The sequence below is a fragment of the Flavobacterium sp. genome (genome assembly GCF_013823965.1).
Taxonomy (GTDB): domain Bacteria; phylum Bacteroidota; class Bacteroidia; order Flavobacteriales; family Flavobacteriaceae; genus Flavobacterium.
In genome coordinates, this window is the sequence record NZ_PNNA01000105.1 from 1 (window position 1) to 18,341 (window position 18,341).

Here is an 18,341-nt window from a genome sequence, read left to right on the forward strand (position 1 = left end):
GTAATCAAGATACAAGCTAATTTTGTTTGCTTTCTGTCTTTGTCTTAAAGTAACTTTCATAATACCATCAATTAAAAAGTTTATCTATCTGTGTACGTTGAATTATTTTCTTTCTGCCAAACTTGTGAATTTGTAATTCTCCACGTTTTATCATTCTGTTGATTGTCCATCTGCTAACGCCAATTAGTTCTGCTGCATCCTGAACGGATAAAAAGTTTTTGGATGTAAGAGAGTTGGAGTTTGTAGGTTGCAAGGTTGGCAAACTTTGCATTGTTTGCTGTTGCTCAACTAATGAGTTTTGAATTTTGTCTTCCTTTACTTTTTGCTTGTAGTGTCTGGAATTACAAGTATGGCCACAATATCTGGTTAAAGTGGTTTTGGCTATAAAAGCTTTACCACAATAAGAACAGGTTTTCGGAATTGCCATATTGCTACTCATAAATATGTTGCGTTGTGTTGCATAATGTAGCGAAGTGTAGCAATATGTAGCATCATTTCGCCAAGATTGTTGCCTTTGAATTTGGGCAACAAAATCTATCATTGGGCAACAATAGAACAACAAATATAACGAATAAAAGGTTGTCGGGCAACAAATAAAAGAAGAATATTTGTTATAAAGTCAACAAAAATAGGTAGTTAACAAATAAAAGAATGATTATTACTTACCGATACAGAAGTTTGCAAATATATTCCCCAACAATTCATCGTTAGTGACTTGCCCGGTAATCATCCCAAAATGGTACAAAGCTTCCCGAATATCGAGTGCCATCAAGTCGCTCGACAAGTGGGTTTCCAATCCGTATTTTACTTTCTGGATTTCGTCCAAAGCTTTTAACAAAGAATCGTAATGGCGGGTGTTGGTTACGATAGTTTCGTTATTTCGCAAGGCTCTGGTATTGACAAAGGAAAGAAGTTGGTTTTTCAAATCCTCGACACCGTCTTGGTTTTTGGCAGATATATAAATGGTGGTCAGTTGCTGGTTATTGGTTGTTAGTTTTTTATCAATAGAAGCTAGGTTTTCGGACGAAATCAAATCTTTTTTGTTGATGATAAATAGTATTGGTTTAAGGGGAAATTGGTTCCTGGTTTTTCCGATTTCGACTAGTAAATCATCTAATTTCCCATCAACAGACAACTGACAACCATCAACTAAATACAAAACCACTTGTGCTTGTTCTATTTTTTCGAACGTTTTTCTGATGCCAATACTTTCCACCACGTCTTCCGTTTCGCGAATTCCTGCTGTGTCGATGAATCGAAAACCAATGCCGCCAATAACCAATTCGTCCTCAATGGTGTCGCGTGTGGTTCCTGCAATGTGTGAAACGATGGCGCGTTCTTCGTTCAACAAAGCATTCAGTAAAGTCGATTTTCCAACGTTTGGTTCGCCAACAATCGCCACGGGAATCCCGTTTTTGATGACATTCCCAACCGCAAAAGAATCAATCAAGCGTTTCAAAACAAACTCGATTCTGTTCAACAATTCGTGAAATTGGGTTCTGTCGGCAAATTCTACGTCTTCCTCGGCAAAGTCCAATTCGAGTTCAATTAGCGATGCAAAATTCAATAATTCTTCCCGAAGTTTGGCAATTTCGTTCGAGAAACCGCCACGCATTTGTTGCATCGCAATTTGGTGCGAAGCTTCATTGTCGGACGAAATCAAATCGGCAACGGCTTCGGCTTGCGACAAATCGAGTTTGCCGTTCAAGAAGGCTCTCAAGGTAAATTCACCCGGGTTGGCCATTCGACATCCTTTTCGAAGCAATAACTGGATAATTTGCTGCTGGATGTATGTTGAACCGTGACAAGAAATTTCGATGGTATTTTCGCCGGTATACGAGTGGGGTCCTTTGAAAATGGACACCAAAACTTGGTCCAGAGTTTTTTGATTATCAATAACGTGACCCAAATGCAAGGTATGGGATTTTTGTTTGGTTAAATCTTTTCCTTTGATGGATTGAAAGACGGAATTCCCAATGGTAATCGCATCCTCACCGGAAATCCGAATTATCGCAATGGCTCCAGCTCCTGAAGGCGTGGCTAGTGCCACTATAGAATCGTTGTACTGCATTTTTTTTGTTCTTGGGTGCAAAGTTACTAAATCTAAATCAGTATCAATTTTAAAATTATTTGAACTCAATATTTTTAATAAAAATAGATGTAAATACCTGACAGTTATTGGGTTATAATTTGATTTTTTTGGTTACCTTTGATAGACAAACAACTTTAAATCGTACTAAAATGAAAAAGATTTTGTTTCCCACAGATTTTTCCGAAGTTGCCTCTAATGCGTTTGTACATGCTTTGGAATTTGCAAAAATAGTGCAAGGCGAACTCGTGCTGTTGCACACATTTGAATTGCCAGTTTACGATAACCAGTTCTTTCCCGAAAATTATAATGTCGTTTTTGACTCACTTCAATTGTCTGAATTTGATATGTTTAAAGAAGAGATTCCAAAACTTCGCATGATTGCCGAAGAACGAAATTTGGATAAAATTAAAATGACACACAGACTGATGGACGGCAATTTGATTTACAACATGAAAAGAGCCATCAAGGAAGAAAAAATAGATTTTGTGGTGATGGGTACTTCAGGTGCTTCAGGATGGGAAGCCTTTTTCTTGGGATCGAATGCAGGTTCTGTTATTAGTGCAATTGATGTTCCGGTATTGAGTGTTCCATTGGAAGCCAAATTCAAAAAAGTGGAAACCATTGGATTCACCACCAGATACAGGGCTAAAGACAAAAAAGCACTTAAAGATGTTCTAAATATTGCCAAAAAAATGAAAGCAAAAGTAAGATGTCTTTACGTGAAAACCAATAATTCAGATGTTGCTGAAGCTACGATGAAACATTGGGAAAAAGAATTTGAAGGAGAACCCGTTATTTTTTCCGTTATTCCAAGTGATGATGTCAAGAGTACAATTATGGATTTTGTTTTGTTCAAAGATATCGACCTATTGGCGATGATGACTTATAAAAGAAACTTTTTTGTCGAACTATTTAAACCCAGCTTGACACAGAAATTTGCCAACGATTTTGATGTTCCCATTTTGGCTATGCACGAATAAAAAAAACGTCTCGTTGGATAAACGGGACGTTTTTCAAATATAAAAGTGGTTTGGTTAGTTAACGTATTATAGGTTGAATTAATTATTCAACATTACAGGCATTACAAGCATTGTTACCGTTTCGCCATCTTCTAGTCCATCAACTGGAGTCAAGATTCCTGCTCTGTTTGGCAATGACATTTCAAGCATAATCATGTCAGATTGCAGGTTGGTCAACATTTCGGTAAGAAAACGGGAATTGTACCCAATTTGCATATCGTCACCTTGATAATCACAAGTCAATCTTTCTTCTGCCTTGTTCGAATAATCGATATCTTCAGCAGAAATGTTTAACTCTGCTCCAGCTATTTTCAAACGAATTTGGTGTGTTGTTTTGTTGGAGAAAATCGCGACACGACGCACGGAACTCAAGAACTGGGAACGATCAATCATTAATTTGTTTGGATTTTCCTTTGGAATGACCGCTTCGTAGTTTGGGTATTTTCCGTCAATCAAACGACACATCAAAATGTAATTATCGAAAGAGAATGTGGCATTCGAATCGTTGTATTCAATTTTAACTTCTGCATCTGAAGCTCCCAAAATATTTTTCAAAATTGTCAAGGGTTTCTTTGGCATAATAAAATCGGCTACTTCAGATGCAGTTACATCAGTTCGCGCATATTTTACTAATTTGTGGGCGTCAGTGGCTACAAATATTAATCCTTGAGGAGAAAATTGGAAGAAAACACCTGACATTACCGGACGTAAATCATCGTTTCCTGCGGCAAAAATAGTTTTGCTGATGGCTGTTGCCAAAACATCGGCAGGAACCAAAGTTACCGAAGGTTCATCCAAGTTTACCGATTTTGGAAATTCTTCTCCTGGAGCATACGCCAAGGCATATTTACCAGAATTGGAACTAATTTCTATTGTGCTATTTTCTTCAACGGTGAAAGTCAACGGTTGTTCCGGAAAGGTTTTAAGGATTTCCAAAAGCAATTTTGCAGGAACTGCAACGCTACCTTTGCTGGTCGAATCGATATCTAATGTGGCAGACATTGTAGTTTCTAAATCAGACGCGGAAACGGTCAAGGCTTTGTGGTCTAATTCAAATAGGAAATTATCTAAAATAGGCAAAGTATTGCTGCTGTTGATAACGCTGCCTAAAACTTGTAATTGTTTTAATAAGTACGAACTCGATACTATAAATTTCATCTGTTTTGTTTTATTGGTATATATTTTTTCCTAATTTTCAAAATACGATACAGTCTACAAATATATCGTAAACTATCTTAAGAATAAAACTTTTTTTATTAACATTACTTTCCGTATTTTCTTTTTCTGGCGAAGGTAAATGCGATGCCAAAAAGGAGTAAAATCAATATTGGAAGTCCGATAGTTAGGATTTGTGTGAGGGTATATCTTTCGTAAACTTTTTCTTTATCCAATAAAGGCAAATCGAGGTCTTTACTTCGAATGTTAATAAGTCCGTTGTCGTCCAATAAATAATTCACGCAGTTCATCAAGAAATCCTTGTTGTCATACAAGTTTCCGGAGCGTTGGTCGTAACCCAATTCTACGGGTTGAAAGTTTTTATCCAATTGATTTCGAATCAAATCGCCGTCAGAAATCACGATCATTTTATTGGCTTTGCCAAGGGGTTGAAAAGATTTCTGGTCAAAAGGCAGAACCCGATTTTCAAACATCGAATGAAACGAACCTTCCAATAAAACGGAAAGGGCAATGTTTCCGGTATTCAAGTAATGATTTGGCGAAGTTTCTTCGGCAACGATATTCAAATTTACTTCGACTGGCGAACCTATTTTCTTCGAATATTGGGAAGATTGCAACAACACGGTTTTCTTGATTCCATTCTTCAAAGTGTCGATTGGATTGGCAAAATCGAACTTGATTCCGCCCAAGTTTTTTACGATGGGATGCGTGCTGATTGGATAAACCTGAGGTGCAAATTTCCAATTGAATTCTTGAAATTGCGTGGCACTTCCGGGTTCTCCGGTTGCCAATTTTATGGGGCTTCCTTGCTCATCCTTGACTAAATCAGGATTGATTCTAAATCCGTATTTGAAGAACATATCGTTCAAATTCAAATCTCTTGGAAAAGCCAAAGTCGAACCCGTTGAATTGTACAAACTGTCCATTTCCATGTTCACTTGGTCTACAAGCCACAAAGTTTTTCCACCATTGATGATGAATTGGTCCAGCACTTGTTTTTCGGCATCCGTAAAAGTTTCGGTCGGTTTGGCTATGATTGCCAAGTCGTATTTTTGCAACGCATCCAGGCTTCCCATTGGATTTTTGGCTACCGAATCCAAAGTAAAAGGACCGATGTGGTAACTTTCTCGAACTTGCATCAGGAATTTGGCAATATGAATTTCTTGCAATTCTCCGTTTCCTTTTATCACGGCAACCTTTTTTTGTTTGTCTTTGGTAATTTTATTGATGGCTTCGGCAATGGAATATTCCAAATGTTGTACTGAACCAATCACTTTTTGGGTAGTCGAAGCTCCCATAATATTTTTCAACAAAGGAATGTTGACTTCCTTGTTGTTGTAAACCGCGATTGCCCACGGGAAAACCATTTCTTGGGATTGTTTTCCTTTGTCGTCAACGGTGATGTTTATTGGTGTAAGGCCTTTTTGATACAATTCCTTAATGTTGTCCATGCTTTCGTCTTCGTTTTCCAATGGATCGACGAATTCGAAAATAATATTCTTGTTGTAGGCTTGAAATTCTTCGAATAAATCTCGGGTTTCACTTTGCAAACGCTTGAATTCAGCGGGTAAATCACCTTGCAAATATATTTTTACCGACAACGGATTTTGAACCTGCTTGACGATATTCAAGGAAGTTGGCGAAAGCGTGTATCTTTTGTCCTTGGTTAAATCAAAACGATGAAAAAAACTATTGCTTAATACGTTCAAAAACATTACAAGTGTAATAATACCAAGTAAAGATTGTATGTTTTTTTTCTTGGAAGTTGTCATTACGATTTAATGGATTTTAAATTATAAACTGTAAAAGAAAGAAACAACACAGTGATGCTCACAAAATAAATAACATCCCGAGTGTCTATCACGCCACGACTCATACTTTTGAAATGGTCTTGCATTCCAATGCTTGAAATTAAACCTTGAAAACTAGGAACAATTGTTGCCACACTTTCGAATCCAAAGTAAAAAAAGAAACACAAAAATACCGATACAATAAAGGCCACAATCTGGTTTTCGGATAGGGTGGAAGTGAAGATTCCAATGGCGGAATAGGCTGCAATCAGGAACAGTAATCCAAAATAGGAACCCATCGTGCTGCCCATATCGATGTAGCCTTCGGGTGAACCTAAACCAGAAATTACCCAAACATAAATGAATGTTGGAATAATCGCCATGACAATCAACAGCATCGAACCCAGGAATTTTCCGTTGACGATTTGCCAAATGCTCAAGGGTTTGGTCAACAACAATTCCAATGTTCCCTGCTTTTTTTCATCCGAAAAACTGCGCATTGTAACGGCGGGAATCAGGAAAATCAGAATCCAAGGTGCCAAAGTGAAAAACGGACTCAAATCAGCAAAACCGCTGTTCAAAATATTGTATTCTCCTTCGAAAACCCAAAGGAACAATCCATTCCCGATCAGGAAAACGGCAATCACCAAATAACCTATTGGCGAACCGAAAAAAGATTTTATTTCTCTTACTACTATTGATTTCATTTATAATTTTTTAAAAATTACAATATCTTGATGTTCGTTTAATTCAGTATTTTGAATACCAGACCAATTTCCTTTTATGAAATGGACAAGTTCTAAATTATTTTTCGTCAAAAGGGATTCAATATAACTTTTTTTGAAAGCGACATTAGCTTCTTTTACAGTTTTGTCCATTAGAAAATAATTTCCATAATCATAAGGAAAATTTTTGCTTCCAAAACTGTTTGGTTTATTCTCATTTTCATCTTCGATGATAAAAAAAGTGGCAAAACATTTTTTGTCTTTTATTAAAACCCGTTGGATTTCCTTGATATAATTTTCAATATCTAAAGGCATCATATGTGTAAAAACGGATGTCAAAAATACCAAATCAAAACTATCATTCTCGTAAGGAAATTGTAATTCAGCTGCTTTTTCGTCAGTGTTTAATAAGTACAAATCGTTCTTTAATGGAATTAATTTAAAGTTAAAATTAGGAAAGCGGCTACTAATGTTTTTAGTACACCAATCAATACCAATTTTTACAATATCAAAACCTTCATAACGACCTTTCGGTGAAAGATAATTTGTAAATGGAACTGCCATTCTGCCAATTCCACAACCTATATCAAGAATTGAACTATCTGGAGTGATATTGCAATATTTTTTAAAATGTCCAAAAAAAAGCTTTCCTATTTTTAAATAATCGCCACTTCCAATAAATATAAGCCCTTTGGGAGGTACAAGTGAATCTCTTTTTACGAACAAATCTTGAGGTAAATAAATTATTCTCCTTACGCTATATCTCAAAGAAACTGGAAGTGCATAGTAGATTTTTCTAATTAGTATTTTCATAATTTTTATTTTAAGCTAACTAATTTATCAACGCTCCAAGCCTCAGGTTTGTCGTTGAACAATTTCTTGGTAAAGGCCCAAACCGTGTTGAAAAGCTCCGATTTCCTGTAATTTTCCAAGTCTTGTTCCGTTTCCCAATAACTGTAGGTAAAGAAAATACATGTGTTGTTTTTGTCTTGATACAGTTCCAATAAACGGTTTCCCGGCGCATTTCGTATTTTGTCTTTTATGATTTCGAAATTTTCCAGAAATACAGGAATATTTTCTTCGTGAAAGGACATTTTTACTATTCTTATGAACATTTGATTTTTGATTTCAGATTAACGATTTTTGATTTCAAAACTGGATACTACTAACTAAAAACAATATTAATCACATCCCTGTAATTCAATCCCAACAAGCTATTTGCCGAGCCTACTTTCATAGGATTACTCCTGAAAATGGCTATTTCCAGAAAACCTGCTTCGTTGAAAATCGCCAATTTTTCGCCTTCGTAATACTTTATTGGATATTTATCGGAACTCGCAATCGCCGAATAATTAGGCAAGATGGTTTTGATGTTTTTGGTTTTCAAGACAATTTCGTAGGGTCTTCCTTTGGCCACTTCCAAGAATTGTTTTTTTGAAATATTGGTCACTGCATTACCAAAATGGTCGATGTAAATAACGTATCCTTTTATGGAACTTCCGTCATTGGCGGGAACAGCCTGCAAATCGGTGACTTGCTTGATGGATTTTATTTCCTTGCCAATAACGTTTAGCAAACCGCCTTTGGCCACATGACAGGCCACTTTCACAAAAACATCCAAATCTGTGGCTTCATTGGGCAAACGATCGTGAATATTGATGGCGACTATTTTTTGGGGAACAATTTTTTGTGTCAGCATACTCAAAATACCATTATCGGCGGCAATAAAATAATGATCGTTCCATTGCATCACGATATGTTGGTTTTCTTTGTTTAATTCCAAATCCACGCCAATGAGATGTACAGTGCCTTTTGGAAAACTGGAATACGATGCTCCAATGACGTAACTGGCTTCAACTGTGTTGAATGCATCAATATAATGCGAAATATCTATAATTGTAGCCTCGGAATACTCGGATAAAATTTTCCCTTTCAATGCACCAACAAAGTGGTCTTTCAAGCCGTAATCGGTAGTAAGGGTAATTATTGACATAAAATTGTTTATAAATAAAACGAAAACTGAACCTAAAACTCATTAAATTTGAGAAACGCAAAGCTAAAGTATTTTCGGCTTTAATCGAGTAGATTTTTTTAATTTGAATTTAAAACTAACCCATGAACAAACCTCTATTTTTTCTTTTTATTTTCTTTTGTAGTTTACAAACGTTTTCCCAAAAATTAGTTTGCAAATCCAACGGCACTATTTTAAATTCCGAAAATCAAAAAATATCGCCAGATCAAGTCAGGGAATTATTAAAAGACAATCAAAAATTATTAGCAGATTATAATGCGGGAAGAACAAAGAAAACATTTGGGAATATATTGTTAATAGGTGGTTTGGGACTTTTGACCGCTGATTTAATTCATGGAGCTACTGCTTCTGGAATGAACGCTGTGCCTACTGGCGGTGGGTATTATTCTCTTCAAACGGAGAAAACCTATCCAACTGCATTGACTTATGTAGGTGTTATGGCAGTAATAATAGCCATTCCTGTAAAGATTGGTTTTTCTAAAAAAATAAAAAATGTTGTAACGGAATATAACAATCAAATGGCCACTGGATACAACCAATTCAATAAACAAAAACTAGATTTAATTACCAATTCAAACGGAATTGGATTGCGATTGACCTTAAATTAACAACCTAAAAACACCGCTTTTGAACGAAAGAATCATCGAGCTCATAGACATCGCTCCAAAGGATTTTTGGGGCGCTCAAGACACTCATCTTGAAATGATTAAAAAGTACTATCCCAAATTGAAGATTGTTGCCAGAGGATCAACCCTGAAGGCTTATGGTGAAAAAGAAGTTTTGGACGAGTTTGAAAACCGATTTAATCGCTTGATGTTGCATTTTACGCGTTACAACAACATTGACAATAACGTAATTGAACGCGTCATTCAAAGTGACAGTCAGGACGACAGAAAGGCTTTTGATCACGATAAAATTTTGGTTCATGGCGTTGGCGGGAAAATCATCAAGGCGATGACACCCAACCAGCAATTGTTGGTTGACACGATGAACAAAAACGACATGGTTTTTGCCGTTGGTCCAGCCGGAACAGGAAAAACTTACACCGGTGTTGCAATGGCGGTGAAAGCCTTGAAAGAAAAACAAGTCAAGCGAATTATTTTAACGCGTCCAGCGGTTGAAGCTGGCGAGAATCTTGGTTTTCTTCCCGGTGACATGAAGGAAAAACTCGATCCATATATGCAACCTTTGTACGATGCTTTGCGTGATATGTTGCCCAACGAAAAGCTGGAAGATTATATATTGAAAGGGGTTATACAGATTGCGCCTTTGGCATTCATGAGAGGAAGAACCTTGGACAATGCTTTCGTGATTCTTGACGAAGCCCAGAACACGACACACTCCCAAATGAAAATGTTCCTGACCCGTATGGGAAAAAATGCCAAATTCATGATTACCGGAGATCCAGGTCAAGTTGATTTGCCGCGAAGAACGATTTCGGGATTAAAAGAAGCGATTTTGGTCTTGAAAGACATTGACGGAATAGGAATTATCTATCTTGACGACAAGGATATTGTGCGCCACAGATTGGTTAAAAAAGTCATTGATGCGTATAAGCAGATTGAAAATCACGACTAGCGTTTAAGAAAAGTAAAGTCATATTGTTCATGACGTTACCTCATTCATTACGGCAATTTATATTTTTGATGTTTTGAGTTCAGTTGTTTCTAGTTGGCATTTTGGGAAAATTTATTTTTTGTGACATTATTTTTGCTAATCTGGTTTTCTTTGATAGTCATTATTGTTGATTGAATTAGAAAAATAATCTTTCAACGAAAAAGGTAGTCCTTGAATGATTTGATGAAGAACATTTTGGTTCCCACTTCAAAATGGAGTAAATTTGCTGTCGTTAAAACTGAATACGAAAAATGTCCACAAAAGAAAGAATTAAAGTTATAATAAGCGATTTAGACGGCACTTTACTCAATACAGATCATCAAATATCAGCATATACCAAAACTGTTTTCCAAAAACTTCACAGTGAAAATTATCTCATTATCGTGGCCACAGGTCGCCATCATTTAGATGCTTTGCCTATTGTGGAAGGCTTGGGTTGCCCCGTTTATTTAGTGACTTCAAATGGAGCGCGCATTCATTCGCCCGCAAAAGAGTTGCTGTTTTCTTTTGACATAGCAAGCGATGCCATAAAATCAGTTTTGAATTTAGATATTGATCCAGAATTTACGACCGTATTATTCAAGGAGGAAGTTTGGCAAACGAACAAGGAAAATAAAAAACTGAACAGTTTTCAAACCGTGATGAATTATCCGCCCGAAATTGTGGATTTTAATTTTGTCGAGGATTTCAGCGCCATAAAGTTATTTTTTACACACAATAGCCATCAAAAGTTGGTCGAATTAAAAGATAAAATTATGGAAGACCATTCGGATAATTTTCATTTTGCCTTTAGTCTTCCGTTTTGTTTGGAATTTATGGATAAATCGGTAGATAAAAGTGTTGCGATTTTAAAAATTTTGGAACTCGAGAACTACACTTTCGAACAATCCCTGTCTTTTGGAGATGGTTTCAACGACGAAAAAATGTTGTTAGCCACAAAAAAAGGCTTGATTATGGGTAATGCCGTAGAAAGTTTGAAAAATAAATTGCCTCATTTAGAAGTCATTTTTTCCAATGATGAGGATGGCGTAGCAAAATACCTGGCAGAAACACTATTATAATCATTCATTTTTTTAATATTAAATCAAAACACGATTCTTGGTTTTTACTTTAAAAATAATCTTAAATTTGCTTTCTTAAAACAACAACTAACTAAAAACAATGAACACAATAACTACAACCAACTTCAATTTTCCGAACCAGAAATCAGTTTACCGAGGAAAAGTAAGAGAAGTATACAATATAAACGACGAAATTTTGGTTATGGTGGCCACCGACAGGCTTTCGGCTTTTGATGTGGTTTTGCCAAAAGGAATTCCATACAAAGGTCAAATCCTGAACCAAATCGCCACCAAGTTTATGGAACTGACCCAAGATATTGTTCCAAATTGGTTGATTGCAACACCAGATCCAAACGTGGCCGTTGGTCATTTATGCGAACCTTTCAAGGTCGAAATGGTGATTCGTGGTTATGTGTCAGGTCACGCCGCTCGCGAATATGCTCTTGGAAAAAGACTAATTTGTGGCGTTACAATGGCGGAAGGATTGAAAGAAAACGACAGATTTCCGGAACCGATTATTACGCCAACCACAAAAGCGGATAACGGTTCACACGACGAAGACATTTCACGTGAGGACATTCTATCAAAAGGAATCGTTTCAGAAGAAGATTATTTGGTGTTGGAAAAATATACCCGCGCTTTATTTCAAAGAGGAACAGAGATTGCCGCCAGTCGCGGATTGATTTTGGTGGATACCAAATATGAATTTGGCAAAACCAAAGATGGAAAAATTGTTCTTATCGACGAAATTCACACACCGGATTCTTCTCGTTATTTCTATTCAGAAGGCTATCAAGAAAGACAAGAAAGGGGAGAGGAACAAAAACAATTATCGAAAGAATTCGTGCGTCGTTGGTTAATCGAAAATGGATTTCAAGGACAGGAAGGACAGCAAATCCCTGATATGACCGATGAATATATCGATACGGTTTCGGAAAGATACATTGAATTGTACGAAAATATTTTGGGAGAAAAATTCGTAAAGGCAGATGTTTCTAATATTTATGACCGTATTGAGAAAAACGTTTTGGCTTATTTAGCTAATAAATAAACTAAAAACTTTAGCATAAGAAAGCCGCAAGTCTATTTAGATTTGCGGTTTTTTATTTGGGTATCATAGCATTCAATCCACTCTTTCACCGATATTTTTCCAGCAAGTTCCGCAATTAATTCAAAAGGGATTTGGTCCATTTTCTTGAATCGGATGCAACCTTTTCCCATATCTAATTTATGATTGGCGTGTTTTGGATATTCAGCCGTAAACCATTCCAATAGTTTTGGATTTGCATAAATTCCTAAATGATGCATGACAATAAAATTCTTTTGCGAACCAATACTTATGAAGGGTAGCGGTAGTTTTGGAGCACAATGATAGCCATTCGGATAAATGGAATGCGGAACTACATAGCCCAACATTCCATAACTTATTTGTTCCTCAAATCCCTTTGGAATAGCATTCAATATACTTTCACGAAGTTTTAAAAAAGCAGTTTTCCTTTCTTCTGGAATCTCATTTAGATAGTCATTTACGGTTTTAGCTTTGGTTTGCATAGTGATTTATTTATAGTAAAGTTATTATAAATTTTTAATTATATAACTTAAATTTTTTGCTGACCTCTGGTTGTTGTCATTTAAATAGCTTATTAACAACCGATTGTGTTTGTGTTTTAATTGATTTTTTTCTTGTTGGAGACAAATCGGTTTGTTAAATTAATGTTAAATTTAAGTACTATGTAAAACAAGATACTGTCTTTTAGATATATATTTGCATAAGATATTATTATATGAATTTAATATTTCGAAAATCAACAATCAAAAAAGGAACAATTAATCAAAAAAAACAATCATTATGAAAAAATCAATCGTTTATCTAGGTGTAGCTTTATTAGCTTTTGCAAATGTTACTTTGGCCTCGAATTCCAATTCTTTAACTGCTTCTAAAAGCATAATTTCTGTTTATGATGGTGCAACTCCGCTTGGAATTGCCATAAGCAAGGGAGATATTGAAGTAATCAAAAAGTTTATTGAATATGGAGTCGATGTCAATGAAAAATCAAATGGGATGACTCCTTTAATGGTTGCGGCACGTTATAATAGAGTTGAAATTATAAAAATTTTATTGTCCAGTGGAGCCAATGTGAAAACCAAAGATGAAAAAGGATTTACGGCATTAAATCATGCTGAATTATCTTATGCCAACGAAGCAGTTCAATTTTTAAAACAAGCGTAATCAAACTTTCTAAAGACATCACTTTTACTAGTGATGTCTTATTTAAAACAACTTTAAATCAATCAAAAAAAAAATCAACTTTTAAAATTATTTATTATGAAAAATTCAATCATATATATCGGAATCGCATTAGTGTCTTTAGTTAATATGTCTAATGCAGCAAATGTCGTTGACAAACAAAAAAAATCTTCTCAAGCAGAAATTTTGACTGAAAACAACATTTCAATTGGAACAAAAACTTCGAAATTTAATTACGCCAATCGAGATACAACTAGTCTTGATGTAATTGAAAGTGTAAATACAAATAAAAAGGGGAAAACCACGGACGAACTTTTCGCCGAAGACAATGCAATTACGGAAAACAATATTTCTAATGAGACACAAGCCTTGGATTTTGAAATAATAAATAGAAATTCAATAAATGATGACGTAATCGAAAGTACCAGTTCTTGCAAAATTGAAAAAACTCCCGAAGAACTTATAGCCGAAGACAATGCAATCACCGAAAACAATCTTTCAAACGAAACACAAGCATTGGATTTTGGAAAAATAAATAGAAATTCAAACCTTGTAATGTGCAAAAACAAATCCATTCGTGGTTATAGACTAAAATTATAAAGTATAAAAATATTGCGGAATAGGGTTTGTAAAGTAGGTCTTTACTAATAAAAAAGCACCATTATGGCTAAGTAATGATGCTTTTTTTATGTTTAAAAATGAGATTTATATTTTTAGAATTTGCTTGTCTTGAATTTTAGAAAACAAAATCAATCCAACGATAGCGCCAATCGTGGCAAACAACATATCCGATTGGGTGTCCCAAACATAGCCTTGGGTTCCCAAAAAAGCATCGCCACCATCTCCGGTTGCCAATGAAACCCACCATTCAATCCATTCGTAAGCCGCACTTATGGACAAACAAATGGATACAATTATGAAATTGAAAAAGCTTTTATTGCTAATTACTTTTTTTCGAATGAACAACTCACGGATAATCATTGCAGGAACCAATCCTTGTGCAAAGTGTCCCACCTTGTCATAATTATTTCTGCTTTGATGAAAAACTTCCCGGATATAATCAAAAAGGGGAACTTCGGCATAAGTATAATGACCGCCCACGAAGAGAATGATGCAATGAACCAAAATCAGTAAATACGTAAAATTGGTAAACCTGAATTTTTTGAAAGTAAAGGTCAATACCAAAATCCCTATTATTGCCGGAATGATTTCCAGGAAACAGGTAAATCCTTCCTTCGGATTTGTAATCGACCAAATTAATGTTACAAAAAACACGGCCAACATACTGTAGATATTCTTCATTCGTTTTTAAGATTAAGTTTTAAGATGTTTGATAGCTAAAGTATAGAAATAAATTCATTAAAATTCTAAAGAAATACTTTTAATAAACGTCGTAAATTTGCAGCTTTAAACACAGAAAATGCTTCAAGTAAAAAATATTTCCTTTACCTATATTGAAAATCCCGTAATCGAAAACATCAGTTTTGAAATTGCCAAAGGCCAGAATGTGGCCGTGATTGGCGAAAGCGGTTGCGGCAAAAGCACCTTGTTGAAACTGATGTATGGTTTGTATGATTTGGATAATGGTGAAATTTACTATGATGACAAGCAAATACTCGGTCCAAAATTCAACCTGATTCCGGGAGAAGATTATATCAAATATTTGGCCCAGGATTTTGATTTGATGCCTTATGTAACGGTCGAAGAAAATGTGGGCAAGTTTTTGTCCAATATTTACAAGGACCAGAAAAAAGCGCGCGTTCAAGAATTACTGGAAATGGTAGAAATGACTGAATTTGCCAAAGTAAAAGCAAAATACCTGAGTGGTGGCCAACAACAAAGAGTGGCTTTGGCCAGAGTTTTGGCATTGGAACCCGAAATTCTCTTGTTGGACGAACCTTTCAGCCAGATTGATTCTTTTCGAAAAAATGCCTTGCGACGCAATTTGTTCAATTATTTCAAGAAAAAACAAATCACCTGCATCATCGCCACGCACGACAGTACCGAAGCTTTGTCCTTTTCGGATGAAACCATGGTTTTGCAAAACGGGAAATTGATTGCCAAGGGAAATTCCAAAGAACTGCACGACAATCCGCCCAATTATTATGTTGCTTCTCTTTTTGGAGAAGTAAACGAGTTGAAACTGTCGCATTTTATCGATTTGGAAGAGGAAGACGAAACGCTTTTGCTGTATCCATATCAATTAAAAGTGGTGGAAGAAGGAAAAATGAAAGCCGTGGTGAAGCAATCTTATTTCAAGGGAAGCCATTATTTAATCAAAGCCGCTTTCGAAAGAAGGGCCATTTTCTTCGAACACGATTCGGAACTCGAATTGAACCAGGAAGTGATTTTATCGGTTCACCTATAATTAGAAATAAAAAATCCTTTCCATTTTTTGATAAAAGGAAAGGATTTTGGTTTTAAAATAGGATGGACTTTATTTGAAATAAGAAAACGTTTCGTTGTTTTCCATCTTCAACAAAGTTTCGTATATCAATTTGATCACGTTTTCCACGTCTTCGCGATGCACCATTTCCACAGTGGTGTGCATATATCGCAAGGGTAAAGAAATCAATGCCGAGGCAACTCCGCCATTGCTGTAAGCAAAAGCGTCGGTGTCGGTTCCGGTAACTCTTGAAGAAGCCAGTCTTTGGAAAGGGATTTTTTTCTCTTCGGCCGTATCCAAGATAAGTTCCCTCAAATTGTTTTGAACAGCAGGAGCATAAGTAATGACCGGACCTTTTCCAATTTTGGTTTCTCCCTCAATTTTCTTGTCAATCATTGGAGTGGTGGAGTCGTGGCAAACATCGGTTATGATGGCCACGTTGGGTTTGATGGTTTTGGTAATCATTTCGGCACCACGAAGTCCCACTTCTTCCTGAACGGAATTGGTAATGTATAGTCCAAAAGGAAGCTTGATTTTGTTCTCGTGCAACAAACGAGCGACTTCGGCAATCATGAATCCACCCATTCGGTTGTCAATGGCGCGACAAACAAATTTGTTTTCGTTCAAGACCATGAATTCGTCGGGATAGGTAATCACGCAACCCACGTGAACACCCAAGGCATCCACTTCTTCTTTTTTGGAACACCCAATGTCAATGAACAAATTGTCGATTTTTGGCGTTTCTTCCTTGCCTCGATTGCGGGTATGAATGGCCGGCCATCCAAAAACGCCTTTCACGATTCCTTTTTTGGTATGAATGTTTACACGTTTGGAAGGTGCAATTTGATGATCGGAACCCCCATTTCGGATTACGTAAATCAATCCGTCATCGGTAATGTAATTCACGTACCACGAAATTTCGTCTGCGTGACCTTCGATTACCACTTTATAAGGAGCATCTGGATTAATGACTCCCACGGCAGTTCCGTAGGTATCCGTGATAAAAGTATCCACGTAAGGTTTTAAATAATCCATCCACAGTTTTTGGCCCGAACTTTCGTGTCCGGTTGGAGAAGCATTATTAAGGTAGTTTTCTAAAAATGTAAGCGATGTCTTTTTTAATATCGATTTTGAACTCATAAAAATATTTTTTGCTAAATTATAAATTTGGCATTACAGTTGTTTATATAATGTATAATTTTGTGACATAAATTTTTTTACCAATATGAAGATTATTAAATTTTTCTTGTTCCTTTTTTTTGTTTCAATTTCAATCAAAGCGCAGGTAATCCAAAAAGACACAACTAGCAGCGCATTCATTGTAACGGAAACCGATACTATTTTTAAAGACACCATACAATTAGAAGAAATAGTTATTTTCAAAGGGAAAATAGACATAGAATCCAGAAAACAATTTGAACTTCTTAGAAATCGAGTTTATAAAACCTATCCGTATGCAAAATTTGCTTCCGAAAGATTGACCGCATTAAATAGAGGAATGACTAGTTTAAAGACAAATAAAGAAAAAAAGAAATACTTCAAAATCGTCGAAGACTATCTTAATAATGAATTCGAAGCCCAACTCAAAAAACTTTCCCGCAAGCAGGGCCAAATCTTGATTAAGTTGATTCACCGTCAAACAGGCATAACTACTTACGAATTGGTAAAGAATTTAAAAAGTGGCTGGACGGCATTTTGGTCTAACACCACGGCAAAGATGTTTGACCTTAACTTGAAAGCACAATATTCTCCTTATAAAGTCAACGAAGATTATTTAATAGAAACTATACTGGTGAGAGCCTTCGAATCAGGAAGATTGATAAACCAAACTCCGGCAAAACCTGTAAATTATGATGATTTGACAGATTTTTGGTTCGACAAAGCCGTAAAAGCAAATTGATGCATTCTCTGGGCGTTACCATTTAAATAGAAAAGCTGCTATCTAATCAATAGCAGCTTTTCTATTTAAATGGTCGGGCTATACGCTACAAGTCCTCGTAAAGTTCCGCTCCACTTCACTTTACTGTGGGCTTTTCGCTGCTATCCCTAACGCAACCAACGCAAACTTACTCAATGTTTACAAATACTTCATATCCAAGAATTGATATCTTATATAAGGTATTTCATTTCCAACTCCTTTATCTAGGGTTTTGGAGAGATTTTTTAACACTTCCAACTTTCACGATTTCAACGCA

At 36.0% G+C, this 18,341-nt stretch carries 20 protein-coding genes; 9 read left to right on the top strand and 11 right to left on the bottom strand.

Translation table 11 applies throughout. The features are described from left to right. Positions 1 to 67: 67 nt before the first annotated feature. Both C0430_RS12825 and mnmE read right to left on the bottom strand, forming a co-directional pair. Entirely contained in the window at positions 68 to 541 is a 474-nt protein-coding gene (locus C0430_RS12825; protein ID WP_290870867.1) for a helix-turn-helix domain-containing protein, read from the bottom strand. Positions 542 to 658: 117 nt separating this feature from the next. Then, positions 659 to 2,071: a tRNA uridine-5-carboxymethylaminomethyl(34) synthesis GTPase MnmE gene (gene mnmE, locus C0430_RS12830; protein WP_290870868.1), complete on the bottom strand. Its 1,413-nt coding sequence runs from the start codon at positions 2,069 to 2,071 to the stop codon at positions 659 to 661. Between the two features lie 170 nt (positions 2,072 to 2,241). Here mnmE and C0430_RS12835 point away from each other — a divergent pair, with 170 nt between their 5' ends. Beyond that, a complete protein-coding gene (locus C0430_RS12835) occupies positions 2,242 to 3,072 on the top strand; it encodes a universal stress protein (protein WP_290870870.1) in 831 nt (276 codons plus the stop codon). Between the two features lie 78 nt (positions 3,073 to 3,150). Here C0430_RS12835 and dnaN read toward each other — a convergent pair whose 3' ends face one another. The 6 genes from dnaN to C0430_RS12865 all read right to left on the bottom strand — a co-directional run bounded on the left by dnaN (position 3,151) and on the right by C0430_RS12865 (position 8,795). Then, a complete protein-coding gene (dnaN, locus tag C0430_RS12840) occupies positions 3,151 to 4,269 on the bottom strand; it encodes a DNA polymerase III subunit beta (RefSeq protein ID WP_290870872.1) in 1,119 nt (372 codons plus the stop codon). Between the two features lie 104 nt (positions 4,270 to 4,373). Continuing rightward, positions 4,374 to 6,059 carry a gliding motility-associated ABC transporter substrate-binding protein GldG gene (gene gldG, locus C0430_RS12845; RefSeq protein WP_290870874.1) on the bottom strand — a complete coding sequence of 562 codons (1,686 nt, stop codon included), beginning with the start codon at positions 6,057 to 6,059 and terminating at the stop codon, positions 4,374 to 4,376. Beyond that, the gene (gldF, locus tag C0430_RS12850; RefSeq protein WP_290870876.1) at positions 6,059 to 6,784 is read right to left on the bottom strand and encodes a gliding motility-associated ABC transporter permease subunit GldF; all 726 of its coding nucleotides are present in this window, start codon (positions 6,782 to 6,784) and stop codon (positions 6,059 to 6,061) included. Before gldF ends, gldG begins: the two co-directional genes overlap by 1 nt. After that, positions 6,785 to 7,615, bottom strand: a complete 831-nt coding sequence (locus C0430_RS12855) for a class I SAM-dependent methyltransferase (RefSeq protein WP_290870878.1) — start codon at positions 7,613 to 7,615, stop codon at positions 6,785 to 6,787. Positions 7,616 to 7,620: 5 nt separating this feature from the next. After that, a complete protein-coding gene (locus C0430_RS12860; RefSeq protein ID WP_290870880.1) occupies positions 7,621 to 7,917 on the bottom strand; it encodes an antibiotic biosynthesis monooxygenase family protein in 297 nt (98 codons plus the stop codon). A 50-nt stretch (positions 7,918 to 7,967) separates the two neighbouring features. Next, positions 7,968 to 8,795: an SAM-dependent chlorinase/fluorinase gene (locus C0430_RS12865; protein ID WP_290870881.1), complete on the bottom strand. Its 828-nt coding sequence runs from the start codon at positions 8,793 to 8,795 to the stop codon at positions 7,968 to 7,970. Between the two features lie 122 nt (positions 8,796 to 8,917). Between C0430_RS12865 and C0430_RS12870 the strand changes: the two genes are divergently transcribed. The 4 genes from C0430_RS12870 (at position 8,918) to C0430_RS12885 (ending at position 12,563) form a co-directional block, all read left to right on the top strand. Next, positions 8,918 to 9,442, top strand: coding sequence for a hypothetical protein (locus C0430_RS12870; RefSeq protein WP_290870883.1), 525 nt, complete (start codon positions 8,918 to 8,920; stop codon positions 9,440 to 9,442). A 19-nt stretch (positions 9,443 to 9,461) separates the two neighbouring features. Next, positions 9,462 to 10,412: a PhoH family protein gene (locus C0430_RS12875; RefSeq protein WP_290870885.1), complete on the top strand. Its 951-nt coding sequence runs from the start codon at positions 9,462 to 9,464 to the stop codon at positions 10,410 to 10,412. A gap of 290 nt (positions 10,413 to 10,702) precedes the next feature. After that, positions 10,703 to 11,512: a Cof-type HAD-IIB family hydrolase gene (locus C0430_RS12880; protein ID WP_290870887.1), complete on the top strand. Its 810-nt coding sequence runs from the start codon at positions 10,703 to 10,705 to the stop codon at positions 11,510 to 11,512. A gap of 100 nt (positions 11,513 to 11,612) precedes the next feature. Further along, on the top strand, positions 11,613 to 12,563 hold the full coding sequence (locus tag C0430_RS12885; RefSeq protein ID WP_290870889.1) for a phosphoribosylaminoimidazolesuccinocarboxamide synthase: 951 nt from the start codon (positions 11,613 to 11,615) through the stop codon (positions 12,561 to 12,563). Positions 12,564 to 12,595: 32 nt separating this feature from the next. On the opposite strand, the gene C0430_RS12890 is transcribed toward C0430_RS12885, so the two are convergent. Further along, on the bottom strand, positions 12,596 to 13,063 hold the full coding sequence (locus tag C0430_RS12890) for an iron chaperone (RefSeq protein ID WP_290870891.1): 468 nt from the start codon (positions 13,061 to 13,063) through the stop codon (positions 12,596 to 12,598). Positions 13,064 to 13,361: 298 nt separating this feature from the next. Here C0430_RS12890 and C0430_RS12895 point away from each other — a divergent pair, with 298 nt between their 5' ends. Both C0430_RS12895 and C0430_RS12900 read left to right on the top strand, forming a co-directional pair. Further along, entirely contained in the window at positions 13,362 to 13,742 is a 381-nt protein-coding gene (locus tag C0430_RS12895; protein ID WP_290870893.1) for an ankyrin repeat domain-containing protein, read from the top strand. A 96-nt stretch (positions 13,743 to 13,838) separates the two neighbouring features. Then, entirely contained in the window at positions 13,839 to 14,360 is a 522-nt protein-coding gene (locus C0430_RS12900; protein ID WP_290870895.1) for a hypothetical protein, read from the top strand. Positions 14,361 to 14,465: 105 nt separating this feature from the next. On the opposite strand, the gene C0430_RS12905 is transcribed toward C0430_RS12900, so the two are convergent. Further along, positions 14,466 to 15,062 (bottom strand): DUF2238 domain-containing protein, encoded by a 597-nt coding sequence (locus tag C0430_RS12905; RefSeq protein ID WP_290870897.1) that lies wholly within the window; start codon positions 15,060 to 15,062, stop codon positions 14,466 to 14,468. A gap of 118 nt (positions 15,063 to 15,180) precedes the next feature. Between C0430_RS12905 and C0430_RS12910 the strand changes: the two genes are divergently transcribed. Beyond that, entirely contained in the window at positions 15,181 to 16,128 is a 948-nt protein-coding gene (locus tag C0430_RS12910; protein WP_290870899.1) for an ABC transporter ATP-binding protein, read from the top strand. A 69-nt stretch (positions 16,129 to 16,197) separates the two neighbouring features. On the opposite strand, the gene C0430_RS12915 is transcribed toward C0430_RS12910, so the two are convergent. Further along, positions 16,198 to 17,286 carry a M42 family metallopeptidase gene (locus C0430_RS12915; protein ID WP_290870901.1) on the bottom strand — a complete coding sequence of 363 codons (1,089 nt, stop codon included), beginning with the start codon at positions 17,284 to 17,286 and terminating at the stop codon, positions 16,198 to 16,200. Positions 17,287 to 17,371: 85 nt separating this feature from the next. On the opposite strand from C0430_RS12915, the gene C0430_RS12920 reads away from it, so the two are divergent. Continuing rightward, a complete protein-coding gene (locus tag C0430_RS12920; RefSeq protein ID WP_290870905.1) occupies positions 17,372 to 18,046 on the top strand; it encodes a DUF4294 domain-containing protein in 675 nt (224 codons plus the stop codon). The last annotated feature ends 295 nt before the right edge of the window (positions 18,047 to 18,341 follow it).